The following is a 15,230-nucleotide window of genomic DNA, read 5'->3' as shown; positions in this document are numbered from 1 at the left end:
AAACATTATGTATCCATACTAAATAATCGCAATTTTAATGATTTGATCCTATTACTTAGATATACTCTCTTTTTGACCCCCTTGTTGGGATCGTTTACAATATTTATATAATGGATTATTAAGAAACACTTGGAAGGAGAGGGTTCAAATCTTACGCAAGTTTCACACGCAACAACCTGTATTTAGCAGTGGTTATTCATCCATGCTTCGTATTCTATTCGCAATCATTCTATGCGCAGGCCCGGTATTCGGGCTGTTTAACAACCCTACGGTTTCTGCAGCGCAGACTACACAAGCCGTGCATATTGAAGTCAACGGAGAGCCACAATTCTGGAACAACGCTCCGCTTATTCTAAAAGGTACAACGTTCGTTCCCTTACGAGATGTAGTCCAATCTGTTAAAGGGGATCTGAAGTGGGATGCTCGTACCAACACAGCTACCATCACCGTTGGAAGGGACACACTGGTGCATCAAGCCGGAAGTAGATCCATTAAAGTAAACCAGGTATCTCTGGCTTCTCCAGTGAATTCACGCACCATTAACGGCACATTAATGATTCCTGTCCGGACCCTGGCGAATGCTTTGAAGGCTGATATTCAAGTCCAGCGAACGCTTTCAGGCCAGATGAATGTTGGTATAACGACTGACCAGGTCAGCGTGTTAAATCCTGAAGTGGCTAGCGTAGACACATATCTGCGCGAGATCAACTATCCGGGGATGGCTCTGATTGCACGAGACGGCGAAGTCTTGCTCAAACAGGGTTATGGTCTTGCTGACGAACAGACCATGAATCGTCCGGACCAGAAGACCCGTATCGCCTCCTTGAGCAAGTCATTCACTGCGGCTTCCATTTTGAGTCTCGCAGAAGCAGGCAAGTTGGATGTTCAAGATCCAATCTCCACCTATATTTCTGGCATCCCGAAGGGAGATCAGATTACCCTGCATATGTTACTGTCCCAAACGTCGGGTCTGCCGTCGGCCTTCGGTCGCGGGGAAGGCGATACACTTGAAAAAACGGTAGAAGAGATTCGCCACAAAACGTTGAAGTTCGAACCCGGCAGTGCCTACCTGTACAGCAATAGCGGCTATGTATTGCTTGCGTACGTTGTGGAGCAGGTATCTGGCATGAGCTATGCAGACTATGTGCAACAAACCATTCTGGGGCCGCTCGGTATGAAAGACTCCGGAGAAGCATCCCGCAAAGTGCATACGAACAGCGGCTTTGTTCAGCAAGGAAAAGGATGGGTGCCTGCACCTTACTATGTTTCACAATCTGGGTCAGGTACGATCTATTCGACCGTGGATGATCTGCTGAAATGGGATCGGGCACTATATACTGACCAGATTTTAAATCAGGAAACGATTGAAACGATGTATGAGCCCTATTCCAATAAAAATTACGGCTATGCCTGGATACTCAAGGAAAACGGAACAAAACGCACCGTCTTCCACAATGGAAGCGGCGGTGGGTTTTCCACAGCATTTTCACGCAATCTATCCGATGATATTACCATTATCCTGCTCGGTAATCATGCAGGCATGGATATGACCACACTGCTAAGTGATATAGAGACAAGAACGGCCAAAGCCTTGCAATTGTGATGGTCGCTTGAAGCATCATAACGTAGCCGCACGAAGCCACCAATTCAGCGGGGTTGGAAGTTTGAGGTTGGTGTTTTGCATTTTGGTTAATGGTTGTTCTCTGATTGGTGTTGGCGGTTCGGGGCTAGAGTAGGTTGAGGTCAAGGAGTAGCTGAGATTGGGTTGCGGGTTGATTGGGGTTAGAGTTAGGTAGAGTTGAAGATTACGGTTGGGGGTGAGGTCTGCGTTGGCTACACAGTCTTCAACCCACCCCCCTGTTTATTCTAACGATCTCAGATGAGCTTATTTGAGCGATAATCACCCTTCAGAAATTGTAAAGATCACCAGTAACCTTATTTCTCTAAAAACACATGCTCAACGCCCAATTTCGTATCTATTTCTCTAAATAAGCTTTCCTGTGATCGTTAGAATATAAAACCTGCTAATATCACCCAAATAACGTTTCTGGAGATCGTTAGATTTTAGAATCCACGAAAATGAACCAAATATCATCAGGCGTGGTCACTAGAACCGGTTACGGTTTGGGTTATCCCATTAATAATGCTTTCTGCATGTACAATAATAAGAGTATGCAACACGCAAAGGGACGAAGCATGAACAGCCTCGTCCCTTTTGTTATTCTCATACATCGTTTGTTATTCCGGCTATGTGACGAGACACCAGCTCATCCCTCATATCCTTAAAGGTTCAGTTTCAGCTACGTCAAGTCCCGTCAGATTGCGTCATATATAGAATTGCATCTATTTAATCAATCGTGACAGGAAGCTCGCCCTTGAACGGGATCTGTCCCATCATCGCTTTCGCTGCACTACTCATCGCGAGAGGCCGGCTCTCATATGCCGCGATATAAGTCTGCACATCCGGCAACTTCTGTAGGTCGTACGGGCTGCGAAGTGCGGTTACAGCCAGTGGTTTGCCAAGTTGCTGAAGCCAGCCGATCAACCGGCATTGCGGGTCACCGGAAGGGCTGCCTGCATTATGAGTGCCGATCACGATCTGCCCAACATCCACCGCTTCTGCGGCTTGAAGCAAACGAGCCGAGGATAGCGCAATTTCATCCGCTGCTACCCTCATATCCACTACTTCCAAACCTTGAGCTGACAAAGCCGCTCCGAGCGTTGCCCCTCCATCCAACTGTTCATCCGCAATACTTGTCACTTCTGCGGCAACCGTAATGACAAGTGTTCTCTCTTGTTTTAGCGGCAACATATGCTGTGCATCCCGAATTAACGTAATGCTCTTCTCACTGATTCGCTGAGCTACCTCCTGATGCGGTGGACTATTACGTTGAAACGGAACTGCAACTGGCTGATTTACATTCATGGAATTTATGGAATTGTGAACAACCGCCGGGGTCGCATGGATATCATCCACACCAGATATCCCGCTCATACTGACAGACATCTCCACATTCATCAGCCCACGCTTCATTTTATATGTCAGCAGACGTTTAACAGATTCATCAATCCGCCGCTCACTGATACGTCCACTCTTCACCGCATTCATCAATGCTTCAAAAGCTTCCACCTGTAACTGTGCCGTATGACTGATCAGTACCATATCTGCTCCAGCTTCAACCGCCATCACTGCCGCATCGACCGTGCCGTAGTGAGTAGCGATCGCCTTCATCTCCATACAGTCGGTCAAGATCATACCCTCATATCCAAGCTCCTTACGCAGCAGTCCGGTCAAAACAGAATGAGATAATGTCACCGGCAGACGTTCTGGCTCCAGTGCCGGAAAATAAATGTGAGCAGACATCATTGCGTCTACACCTTCTGCAATGGCTGCACGAAATGGCACAAGCTCTACCTGATCCACCCTTGTTCTGTCATGTGTAATCACAGGAAGATCCAGATGGGAATCCGTATCCGTGTCTCCATGGCCGGGAAAATGTTTGGCGGTTGCAGCTATACCCGCTTGCTGAAATCCAGCAATGGAGGCCGCACCGAAGTCAGCTACCTTTTCCGCGGATTCCCCGAAGGAACGCACGCCAATGACCGGGTTGCTCGCATTGTTGTTCACGTCGAGTACGGGTGCAAAATTCATGTTGATGCCCATCGATTGTAGCTCCGTTCCACTGATCCGTGCCGCTGCATAAGCATCTTGCACCGATCCGGCCGCAGCAATGGCCATCTGTCCAGGCATAAGTGCAATCCCCTCTGTAATTCGAGCCACCATGCCGCCTTCCTGGTCAATAGCAATCCAGAGAGGTACATTGCCACTTGCTTGCGCAATGTTCTGCAAACCGCCAGATAGCCGCTCTACCTGCTCAGGCGAAACCACATTCCTTGCAAAATAAACGATACCGCCAATCGGGTAATCTCCAAGCAGCTTCTCTATCCCGCCTTCCGGCTCTGTTCCATGAAATCCGCATAACAGCATCTGCCCGATCTTATCCCTTAAGCTCATCTGTCCGATTCTTTGCTTCACCCTGTCCTTCAAGCTACGCATTAGCATTACGTCTCCTCCTCCCATGAACCTCAGGACCCTCGTGCCAAAGAGCAGCATCCCTCTGTCACGCTACTCTTCATTCATCCCTATCTGCCCATTAAGCCCGTCATTCATTGTATAGCAAATAGGGTCTGCGGCGTTCCTGCCACATCTTCTCCTGTTCACGCCAAGCTGCCATTAAACGAAATAAACTACTACCGTCTCCAATGATCTCGCGAACCTCTCTCCCTCCAGTAAGTAAGTCAATAAAATATCGGGAGCCCTTACGCGGAGGTTCAAGCCACTTGAACTGTTCGGGGTATTGAACGGCTATCTCATGCAAAAGCAACAAACCTGTCTCCACGGAACGGAATTGCTTTTCTTCTGTGACAAAGAGCCTTACACCTCCACATCGTTCTCCTGCATGTTTGGAAAAGGCCGGTGTCATATACACCGGGTGGAAATACACCCCGTCCAAACCATGAGACTGCATCGCATCTGCTAGCTGCTGGCCATCGATCCACGGGGCACCCAGCCATTCAAATGGCCTTGTCGTGCCTCGACCTTCCGATACATTCGTACCTTCCAATAGACACGTTCCCGCATAAGAACGCACGGTATCTACCGTTGGCATATTAGGCGAAGGCATCATCCAAGGCAGCCCCGTCTCCGTAAAAGTCATGCTTCGCCGCCAACCCTCCATCGCTATGACGTCTAACTCACAGGGCACATGATGCTCGGCGTTGACAAGCAAAGCCAGTTCCCCCATCGTCATCCCGGTACGAATGGATGTAGCCCAGGCTCCTACGAAGGATTCAAACCCGGCCTGGAGTAAACCACCCTCCACCTCCATACCGCCAAGCGGATTGGGCCGATCCAGCACTAATAGACGTTTTCCCGACTCGCCACAAGCCTCCATCATCTCAATTAACGTCGAAGCATACGTATAATACCTTACACCCACATCCTGAATATCAAAAAGGACCGTATCCACATCAGCCAGCATGTAAGGCTGCGGCTTTTTATTTATACCGTACAAGCTGTATACCGGAATGCCATAACGGGAGTGTTCCGAGTCTGGAAAAGGAATACCTGCCTGCAGCTCTCCGGACAGCCCATGCTCACATGCAAACAAAGCCGTCAACTTGGCATCCACCAAGCCTGCACATACATCCACCGTGGAGACAAAGTCTGCTGTGATGCCCGTCGGATTCGTCACCAAACCGATTCGTGCGCCACCAGTTAACCAGGGATGTGCTGCTCCCTCAGCCAGCACATCCGCTCCTGTTTTCACCCTCATGATACATGACCTTCGCTTACCCAACCGGCTTGCTGATGATCATTACCACGAGACAATACAGGCTCCTCTTCAGGTTCAATCAGATTACTTGTGGCCTTATGCTGATAGATGGCAAACATACCTGCAAACAACGCTCCGAATCCCACAACCGTCAGCATAAGCAACGCGCTAAGGCACACCACTTGGAAGCAGGCCGCAATCGTATACCCCGGATAACGGAAGAACAACTTCACACTCTCTCCCATCGCCTGCAGGAAGCCCATTCCTTTTTGCAACATAAGCTGCCAAGTGTAGAACTGTGAGATGAACGCCAAGATGACAAAAAACGTCTGAAACATGCCTACTGCCATGCCCGTCATGTTGCCTTTCCCTCCGTAATACCACCAGGTTGACCAGAGGATGAAACCGAGCAGTGCAAACAACAGCCCCGTCACACCGCCTGGAAGCAGCCCCCTCAACGTACCTTCCCATATATCACGCAGCGCGTTTCGGCGCTCTTTCCGCTCCAGCCGATGATGCACTGCGTAACAGACACCGAACAAGAGCGGCATATAGATGATGGCAAGTAGCAGCACGGCCACCGGTATCGGCGCAAACATGAGAATCGGAATGAGCAGCACGGAGCTGCCCGCACTGAACAGCGCCACCGGAATAATATCCCGGTAGATCTCTACCCCTGACTTGACCACCACTTCGCTCAGTTTACGCATAAAAGCTCTCCTCCCTGTAATTTGTGAAAGCCGTTATTCGTTAAGAGTTTGATTACGCTCTCCATCATGACGGATATTCTATTCCCGTCCGATCGCCATCTCCGTCTCCGGGTCAAAAAAATGCGCTTTGCGCATATCTAGCACAAAGGTCTTATCCATACCCACATATGCATGGGTCTCAGGATGAACCTTGGCTGTCACCGTCCGGCTTCCGAGACGGAAGTAGAGCAAATTTTCCGAACCCAGATGCTCCACCACCTGAACACGTGCTTGAAGCATGTGATCTTGCGGAACATTGGGTGCCACATCATCACCAAAAATATGCTCTGGACGCAGTCCAAGGATGACTCGTTTGCCCTGATAGCTGTTTAAGCGCTCTAGCACATCCGCTGGTAACGTGAACGATGTACCCTCCACCTTCACTTGCGTACCTTCGATGTGAGCATCAATGAAGTTCATTGCAGGCGAGCCGATAAAACCGGCGACAAACATATTGCGCGGACTTGCATAGAGCTCTTTCGGTGATGCGACCTGTTGAATATCCCCATGATTCATCACTACAATGCGCTCGCCAAGCGTCATAGCCTCGACCTGATCATGTGTAACATAAACGATTGTAGCGCCCAGCCTTTTATGCAGCTCGCCAAGCTCTACACGCATCTGCACACGCAGCTTGGCATCGAGGTTTGAGAGCGGCTCATCGAACAGAAAAACCTGTGGATCACGCACAATCGCTCGTCCCACAGCGACACGCTGGCGCTGTCCTCCGGACAATTCGCGAGGCTTACGTTCCAGCATAGCTTCCAGGCCAAGGATTGAAGCAGCATTCTGTACTTGCTCATCAATATAGGCTTTGGGTTTCTTCAGATTTTTCAGACCGAAGGACAGATTCTCCCGAATGGTCATATGAGGATACAAGGCATAATCCTGAAAGACCATCGCGATATCCCGATCCTTGGGATGCAGATCATTCACAATGCGATCCCCGATCACGATGTCCCCGCTGGTCTGTTTTTCAAGCCCTGCGATCATTCGCAGTGAAGTGGTTTTACCGCAGCCCGAAGGCCCAACAAACACGACAAATTCCTTATCTTCTATTACAAAGTCCGAACCGGCGACCGCCGTGAACGTTCCTTTATGGTCGTCTTTGAACTCTTTGCGCACTTGGCGAAACTCCACGCGTGCCATAGGTTAATCCCCCTTTTACATTGTCACCTGTTGTAACTGCATAGGTTGCAGTGGTTATCCCTTCACGGCTCCAATCGTGATGCCTTGCAAGAAATAACGTTGCAATGAGAAGAACAGAATGATCATCGGCAATGCACCAATTGTAGCTCCAGCCATCATGGCACCGAAGTCGGTGGATTCAGCAAAAACAAAGGATGCGAGTCCAACCTGTACCGTCCGCATTTCATTCGAATTGGTGATCAGGAAAGGCCAGAAAAATTCATTCCATGAGGCGACAAAAGTGAAAATCGCCAGCACCGCGATGCCTGGCTTTGCCATAGGCAGAATCACTTTCCAGAAGATGCCGAACTCACTGCACGCATCGATTCGAGCCGCGTGAATGAGTGACGTCGGCAAGGTGGACATAAATTGTTTCATCAGAAAGATATTGCCCACACTGACTGCTGCGGGAAGGATAATCGCTGTGTACGTGTCTCCCAGATCAAATACGTTGACCATCAAAATGTAGAGTGGAATCAGCGTCACCTGTGCAGGAATCATCATGGTTCCAAGCAGCACCCAGAACACGGCCTGGCTGCCCGGAAATTTTAATTTAGCAAATGCATATCCTGCCAGCGAAGCAAAGAACACATTGGTGACTGTCAATATAATGGAGATCAGCAGCGAGTTATAGAGCCAGCGCCATGCATCCGTTTTGGCAAAAAAACGTTCATACGGCGACATGGACAACTGCTCGGGTATCATCTGTGGCTTAAACGAAGCTGACATCGTTGTGTCTTGCACCGATCCGACGAGCATCCAGTACATCGGAATAATCGTAATCAGTGCCCAGCCAGCGAGCAAAACAGACGCTATAACAAGCAACATCTTTTTTCGTGTTGAATTCATACGTGTATTCACCCCCGGATGCCTAATGAAAGCCCTAATTAATACTCGATATCACTGGAGAAATATTTGAATTGAATCACGGAGATGACAATAATGATGACTGCCAGTACAAAGGATTGTGCCGAGGCTAATCCAAACTCGTAAAACTTAAAGGCCGTCTCATAGATTAAATAAGCAATCGTAGTGGTCGCAAAGTTAGGCCCGCCTTGGGTCATCAGGTATACGGAAATAAACACTTGAAAGGACGTAATGACGCCAGTCACAAGCAAGTAGAGCGTCGTTGGTTTCAAAAGGGGCCATGTGATCTTGCTGAATTGTGTCCATCCGCTCGCATGATCGATATCGGCAGCCTCGTACAGCGATTTAGGGATACCTCCCATAGCTGCAAGATACAGAATGATGCCTGCACCGTGGGAACCAAGCCAATTCATCAAGATTAGAGAAAAGAGGGCTGTCCCTGACTGGCCAAGCCAGATGACCGGGTCAAGGCCGAAAAAGCCCAGGAAGCGATTGAGTAGTCCCGAATCCGTCGGGTCAAAAATGGCGAGCCACACGATCGAGATCGTCACTCCCGATGCTACCGCAGGCAGATAAAGTGTGGCCTTGAAGAACGTCTGCCATTTGCTTTTCATCTGGAAGATAAAATACGAGAGCACAAATGTAATCAGGATGTTGACGGGTACTGTTCCAAGTGTAAAAATGACGGTATTTTTAATCGATTTCCAGAAGGTTTCGTCCTTCACCAGACGTTCGTAATTGTCCAATCCCACCCACGTGGAGTTCATGATGTTGTATTTCTGAAAGCTCATAACAAGAGCTGTTAATACGGGGTACATTGTAAAAACGAGAAACAGCAGGACAGGCGCCAAAATAAACAAATACGCCCACCCGTAATCTCGCCAGAACCGGACAACCCGGGAATGCCGGGGTGCAGGCTCCGGCGCAAGGGCGGTCTGCATGGCGAATCCTCCTCTCCGAATCAAAGTATCACTGCGAAGTTATTTATTGCCCGAACATCTGCTGACCTTTGCCTTTGAAGTCTTCCGCAATCTGCTCCGGGGTTTTCTCACCCGAGAACAGCGCCTGAATGTTTGGTTTCACAACCTGTTCCTTGAATTGCTTTTGCTGTGATGCTTTGTCAATGTCCAGCTTGAGCACGACCGGCATCGCGATGTGTTTGGCCATTTCTCTGGCTGCATCCAGATTTACCTGCTGTCCCAGCTCCTTGCCTTTGAATAAGTCAGCTTGCGATTGTCTAACAAAAGGAAGAGCCAGCTCATTAGCCGAGTTCCCTGCTTTAGCACCGCTAAGCGCCTCCATTACAAGAAAAGTATTTTTGGCATGCTGCTCGCCCTTGTCTTTCTTCTGTTTGAAGGCCACATAACCCTCGCCACCCATCGTTGTTGCCGCAGGCTGATTATCATTGTGCGGTACGGGCAGCAATACAAAATCAATCTTTTCACCCTGCACCTTGCCATCGTCAATATCTTTGTTGCGGTTCTGAATCATGACATCATAATAAGGAATCGCCTTCGAGATGATTGCCGTTTCACCGGCATAGAACATGTCCGTCCGCTTCGCCGGAGCAAGTGCTGCCGTTTCCTTCGGCATATAACCCTGATCCATCAAATTTTTGATAAAAGAGAGCGTGTCCAGAATCCGTCCATCATTCCACTGGAACTTTCCGGTTTCGTCCAGCACATCAATCATGCCGTTGTTACGGGACAGCATTTCGATAAAATCAAGCGAAGTACCATCTGTCACCAAGGCATATTGTTTACTTCCGTTATCCAGTGTTTTCGTCAACTTGGCCGCGGCTTCGTTAAACTCTGACCAGGTCCAGCCATTCTTCTGGATGCTCTTCCAATCAATGCCCGCTTCATCGAGAATACGTTTGTTACCGCCCCAGGCCCACTGGAACTGATAAAGAGGCAGACCGTATTGTTTCCCTTGAATCTGCCCCAGTTCCAAAGTGCCCGGCAGATAGTCATCTTTGATCTCAGGGGTCAGATAACTGTCCAGTTCCAGTGCCAGTCCGGTATTCACATATGTACCGTCCACACTATGGAAGTACAGATCAGGCGGATTTCCCGCGTTTAAAGCGACATCAAATTTCTTGGGCCCCTCAGCCCAGGAGAGCATTTCCGTTTTCACCGTAATATTCGGGTGTTCCTTATTAAAATCAGCAATTAAGTCCTTCAATTCATCCTCGTATGTGCCATGAACCGGGTATGTCCATACCGTCACCGTATCATTCGCACCTGGATCATTCGAATCTGCTCCACCTCTGTTGCCACAGGCTGTGATCCAGACCATCAATAACACCATTGCCAAAACAAGACCCTTCCTTTTCATACCCTTCATCTCCTTTTGCATGTCGTCTTCTCTTGTCCTACGCCCATTATGAATGTCTATTGCTGGTGCCCTTCTGTTACCTTTCCCTTTCGTAACCCTCTGTTCACAGCCTGGCACAGAGCCGAAATCTACACCTCCTTGGAGATCGACCTGTTCGGCAAGGTCTAGTTTTACTAATGAAACTTTAACGTTAATTAATGTAACATCAATCGTATCGATTTCTTCCAAAATTGTGGATTGAATTCATTATATGAGGTGTAAAATAAAAATTCAACAATAAATTTATTTATAAAATTTAATTTTACTTTTTCGTTTTAAGCCTCTATACTATGAAAAAAAGAAAATATGCCCTAACGAGGTGAGCACGCTTGCGAGTATACGTAGGAATTGATGGAGGCGGTACCAAAACTGATGCAGCAATCATTTCTGAATCTGGGGACATTCTGGCAACAGCTCGTGGCGGTGCAACGAATCCACATAGTGTACCGCCTCACGAAGCTATAAAGGAGTTACTACATCTCTTAGATGTTCTATTTTCATCCGATGTAGATTTTTTGTCTAATTGTGAGAGTATATGTCTTGGTATGTCAGGTATAGCTGAAGATCAGGAGCAACAATGGATCACCGCTCACGTTAATGACTATATGAAAAGCAAAAAAAACACGGCTGATTCCATTCATGTAAACTGTACGATCCATGTTGTCACGGAGGGAGAAATCGCGCTAATGGCCTCGCTTGGGCAACCGCACGGTTTGCTTGCCATTTCAGGAACCGGCTCAATCATCTATGGAATCACACCAGCACGTAAAGTGAACCGGGCAGGCGGGTGGGGACATCTACTCGGAGATGAGGGGAGCGGTTATCGAATTGGACAGCGCGCACTGCAAAGCGTTATGAAGAGTCATGATGGCGTTTTGCCTACAACCATTTTGACATCACTCGTATTGCAGGAGTTGCAAGTCAAGCATCCACCGGAATTAAAGTACGTGGTATACCAAGCGGACTGGAACAAATCAAGTATGGCTTCCATAGCTCGCCTGACAATAGAAGCCGCTGCTGGAGGGGATGAGGTAGCACGTGTCCTTCTGATGGATGAGGCACAGCAACTGGCCGATACCGCTAAAGCGCTCATACGCCAACATGTTTCTTTTGCCACGGCTCCTATGGCACTTTCCGGTTCCATATTTCGCTACTCTTCCCTGTTTCGAAATACATTCCTTCAACATCTTACCGAAGTGCACGATCAACAACAGGTTGTCTGCTCGGAAAATGCTCCTGTCCCGGCAGTCGGTGCGGCACAATTAGCAAGACTACAATGCCACTTGGATAAATCATTCTAAACAAAAAGGAGGGCTTACGGATGAATCATACCCTTAACTCATTAGTAACGGAACAGCCTAACCCACAGACAGATGATATGGATCAACTGCCTTCAGGCGAAATTATGGAACTCATCAATCGGGAAGATCGCCGCATAGCTGAGCTTATTCAGCCACTAATTCCAGTCATTGCTCAAGCCGCAGACCACATCGTAACCAGCTTTCAATCGGGAGGAAGACTGTTTTATGTAGGTGCAGGTACAAGCGGCAGGCTGGGTATTCTCGATGCATCGGAATGTCCCCCTACGTATGGTACTCCACCTTCTATGGTGCAGGGCATTATTGCAGGCGGGTTTCGGGCAGTTAAAGATCCGGTAGAAGGCGCAGAAGATAGTGAGGAAGCCGGGGGAATGGATTTGAAGCAGCACGGACTACGCGCCAACGATGTTGTCGTTGGTATTGCAGCAAGTGGACGCACCCCTTATGTGCTTGGAGCTATGAATTATGCCAGGCAGCTTGGTGCTGTAGTCATCGGGTTGAGCAATAATGCAGGTACACCTATGAGAGCAATCTCGGATGTGAGTATTGAAGCGGTTATGGGACCAGAGGTTGTGATGGGGTCGACTCGCATGAAAGCCGGCACCGCCCAGAAAATGATTCTGAACATGCTGACGACAACAGCGATGATCCGTTTAGGTAAGGTATATCGAAATTTCATGGTGGATCTGAATCCGTCCAACGAAAAGCTTGTACACCGGGCAAAACGCATGATACAGCTTGCGACTGGAGCGCAGGAAACCGAAATTGAACAAGCCTTTACCGCAGCGAATGGACATGTCAAAACAGCTATTGTGATGCTGATGGCGGATGTCGATGCAGACGAAGCCGGGCGTCGGCTAGAGAATGCAGACGGTTTTGTACGTCATGCTATTGCCGGATCAGCCGGATCAGGCTAATCGGGACGGCACCTGGTTAGCTGCAAGTCATTTGGTACGTATAGGCGAGCTTTCCCGGCGCTGAGAGATGGTTATTTACATGAGAGAAGCCTTGCCTGCCCGGTTGGCTTCTCTATTTCTATTTTTCCTAGCGTACAATTGTATTTCCTCATCAAAAAAATCCCTGGTACATGTGACTGTACGGGATTCTCCACGTTTCTATGTTCTAAACACATCATAATCTCGTTGCTCATTTATGCTCCTGAATCGCTTGTCTGCTCTTCTCCAGGTACTGCACCGACTGATTATAATCCCGGCTGGCAATAGCCAAATAAAGAATATCAATGACGTTAAGCTGTGCAATGCGTGAAGAGGTAGCTCCACTGCGAATATCGCTCTCCATCGACGTAATCATAAGAGGAACATCAGCAAGACTGCTCAGCGTGTTACTGCCCCACTTGGTAATGCTGATTGTTCCTGCACCACCTTCACGGGCATGCTTCAAACAGGAAATCACATTGGAGGTCTCGCCTGAATAAGAGATACAGACCACAACATCGTCCTCACGCAACGTCGTCGCAGACGAAATCTGCATATGTGGATCGGCGAACGAAAAGCTGGTTCGGTTAATTCGCATAAACTTGTAATGTGCATCCAATGCGATCAAATTAGACGCCCCCACGCCGTAGAAAAAAATGCGATTGGCTCCATTCAGCATGTTAACCGCCTGATCTACAAGCCTTGGTTCCAAAATATGAACCGTGTCCTTGATCGATTGAATATTGTTTGTAGACACATGTTGAATAATACTCTCGATGGAGTCTTTAGGACGAATCTCTGTATATTGAAATTGCTCATTGGTCTGTAAATCCCCCGCTATCTTGAGCTTCAGCTCCTGAAAACCGGTTACACCCAGGGATTTGCACAACCGGATAATAGCGGCTGGACTGCCTCCGCTTCGTTCAGACAGTTGCGCAACGGACGACTGCACTGTCTCTTGGGGGTGTTCCAGAATGTAAGCTCCGATCTTTCGTTCTGACGGAGTCAGATCATCCAGTAATGCGCGTAAACGTACAAGTCCACCTTTCATACCTTCCATCCGCTCCTCCTCTCCGTACTGTTATCTGTACAAGCATTTTATCTCATATTTATGGCCACGTCTAACGGGAGACACAGCTTACCTTGGCAATTCAATGGCCACTACAGAGTCAGATGTCCCGAAATAACAGCGTGTGCCGCACCTGTTACACGAGGAAGTGTATTGGTTCTACCCATCAAAGCCTCATGTCCAAGCAGCGCAAACCCCATCGCTTCCCTGGCATCATCCGGAACACCGTAATCTGCTGTACGCTCCAGACGTATGGATTCTGGAAGTCTTAGCCGAATCATCTTCATTAATGTGTCATTGGACGTTCCCCCGCCGCAGGTAAGCATTGCCGAGATTGACGTCTTGGGCAGCACAAAATCCTCAATCGCCCGTACAATTGTTTCTGCTGTAAGCCAAGTTGCGGAAGCTAACAGATCTTCCAGTGACAGATCATGCAAAGCCGCAAATTCCATAAGTCGTTTGGCATAATCTGCACCATAAACTTCACGTCCGGTACTCTTGGGCGGTTGTCGACGAAAGTACTCATCATTCAAGCAGTATGCGGCCAGCTCGGGGTGCACGGTTCCCTTCGCTGCTATACTTCCATTAGGATCGTAATGCTGCTTCCCTTCGGTAGCATGACGAACCAGTGCATCTATCACCATATTCCCTGGTCCTGTGTCGAAAGCCGAAACCTCCGTCTCGGATGATCCTGACGGAAGCACAGTCACATTGCCGATCCCGCCAATGTTCTGCACCAGACGTCCTTCCGTAACACTACGGAACATTAATGCATCTGCATAGGGCGTCAGCGGAGCACCTTCTCCGCCTGCAGCCATATCACGTGCACGCAGATTACCAATAACGGGCAGCCCGGTGCGCTCTCTTACTACAGCACACTCGCCGATTTGCAGTGTAGAGCTTACTTTCATACTGCCGGTACCCAATGGGCTTGGAAACGCAGAAGGCACCGGTGCATGCCAGATTGTCTGCCCATGCATGCTGATTACATCGACTTGGCTGCTTGAGACACCAGCGGATTGCAGCAGCTCCTGTACACTCTGTGCATACCATTCGGATACACCGAAATGGGCTGTTGTCAGCTCATCAACACGAGCTGTTTCGGGAGAACATAAGCGAATCAACTTCTCTCTGAGCTCATTCGTATATGGTGTACAGACAAAATCAATAAGTTCAAGCCGTTGCATTGCTCCGCTCTCATCGGTTTGAATATGTACCAGTGCCGCATCCGTTCCATCCAGCGACGTTCCAGACATCAATCCAATCACCAGGTGCTCCCGTTTAGAACGGTACTTTGCCCACATCGGGTAACTGCTGATATCTCCTCGTGTGTCCATACGTATGCCAACCTCCCTAGACCGGATGCTCCACCTGCCCCGTCCTGTCCATAT

At 48.7% G+C, this 15,230-nt stretch carries 12 protein-coding genes; 3 read left to right on the top strand and 9 right to left on the bottom strand.

Annotation, left to right across the window (positions count from 1 at the left end; genetic code table 11):
• Nucleotides 1-202: 202 nt before the first annotated feature.
• Entirely contained in the window at nt 203-1,603 is a 1,401-nt protein-coding gene (locus MKY23_RS01850) for a serine hydrolase (RefSeq protein WP_154892054.1), read from the top strand.
• Between the two features lie 744 nt (nt 1,604-2,347).
• On the opposite strand, the gene nagZ is transcribed toward MKY23_RS01850, so the two are convergent.
• The 7 genes from nagZ to MKY23_RS01815 form a co-directional block, all read right to left on the bottom strand.
• Nucleotides 2,348-4,063, bottom strand: a complete 1,716-nt coding sequence (gene nagZ / locus MKY23_RS01845; RefSeq protein ID WP_339834852.1) for a beta-N-acetylhexosaminidase — start codon at nt 4,061-4,063, stop codon at nt 2,348-2,350.
• A 100-nt stretch (nt 4,064-4,163) separates the two neighbouring features.
• The gene (locus MKY23_RS01840) at nt 4,164-5,336 is read right to left on the bottom strand and encodes a DUF1343 domain-containing protein (protein WP_339834851.1); all 1,173 of its coding nucleotides are present in this window, start codon (nt 5,334-5,336) and stop codon (nt 4,164-4,166) included.
• Entirely contained in the window at nt 5,333-6,046 is a 714-nt protein-coding gene (locus MKY23_RS01835) for a hypothetical protein (RefSeq protein ID WP_339834849.1), read from the bottom strand. Before MKY23_RS01835 ends, MKY23_RS01840 begins: the two co-directional genes overlap by 4 nt.
• Before the next feature lie 78 nt (nt 6,047-6,124).
• Nucleotides 6,125-7,234: a sn-glycerol-3-phosphate ABC transporter ATP-binding protein UgpC gene (ugpC, locus tag MKY23_RS01830; protein ID WP_339834847.1), complete on the bottom strand. Its 1,110-nt coding sequence runs from the start codon at nt 7,232-7,234 to the stop codon at nt 6,125-6,127.
• Between the two features lie 54 nt (nt 7,235-7,288).
• Complete coding sequence (locus tag MKY23_RS01825) at nt 7,289-8,122, bottom strand: carbohydrate ABC transporter permease (RefSeq protein ID WP_154892058.1); 834 nt, start codon at nt 8,120-8,122, stop codon at nt 7,289-7,291.
• Nucleotides 8,123-8,160: 38 nt separating this feature from the next.
• Nucleotides 8,161-9,081, bottom strand: coding sequence for a sugar ABC transporter permease (locus tag MKY23_RS01820; RefSeq protein WP_154959941.1), 921 nt, complete (start codon nt 9,079-9,081; stop codon nt 8,161-8,163).
• 43 nt (nt 9,082-9,124) lie between these two features.
• Nucleotides 9,125-10,477, bottom strand: coding sequence for an extracellular solute-binding protein (locus MKY23_RS01815; protein WP_090919052.1), 1,353 nt, complete (start codon nt 10,475-10,477; stop codon nt 9,125-9,127).
• Nucleotides 10,478-10,845: 368 nt separating this feature from the next.
• On the opposite strand from MKY23_RS01815, the gene MKY23_RS01810 reads away from it, so the two are divergent.
• Complete coding sequence (locus MKY23_RS01810; RefSeq protein ID WP_339834843.1) at nt 10,846-11,817, top strand: BadF/BadG/BcrA/BcrD ATPase family protein; 972 nt, start codon at nt 10,846-10,848, stop codon at nt 11,815-11,817.
• Nucleotides 11,818-11,837: 20 nt separating this feature from the next.
• Nucleotides 11,838-12,752 carry an N-acetylmuramic acid 6-phosphate etherase gene (gene murQ, locus MKY23_RS01805; protein WP_253498469.1) on the top strand — a complete coding sequence of 305 codons (915 nt, stop codon included), beginning with the start codon at nt 11,838-11,840 and terminating at the stop codon, nt 12,750-12,752.
• Between the two features lie 229 nt (nt 12,753-12,981).
• Here the strand turns inward: murQ and MKY23_RS01800 are convergent, their stop codons facing one another.
• Both MKY23_RS01800 and MKY23_RS01795 read right to left on the bottom strand, forming a co-directional pair.
• Complete coding sequence (locus MKY23_RS01800) at nt 12,982-13,821, bottom strand: MurR/RpiR family transcriptional regulator (RefSeq protein WP_154960041.1); 840 nt, start codon at nt 13,819-13,821, stop codon at nt 12,982-12,984.
• Between the two features lie 110 nt (nt 13,822-13,931).
• Entirely contained in the window at nt 13,932-15,176 is a 1,245-nt protein-coding gene (locus MKY23_RS01795; protein ID WP_339834839.1) for an anhydro-N-acetylmuramic acid kinase, read from the bottom strand.
• Between the last annotated feature and the right edge of the window lie 54 nt (nt 15,177-15,230).

The sequence above is a fragment of the Paenibacillus sp. FSL R7-0272 genome (assembly GCF_037969905.1).
Lineage (GTDB): Bacteria > Bacillota > Bacilli > Paenibacillales > Paenibacillaceae > Paenibacillus > Paenibacillus polysaccharolyticus.
This window is presented reverse-complemented; position numbering and strand designations above follow the sequence as displayed.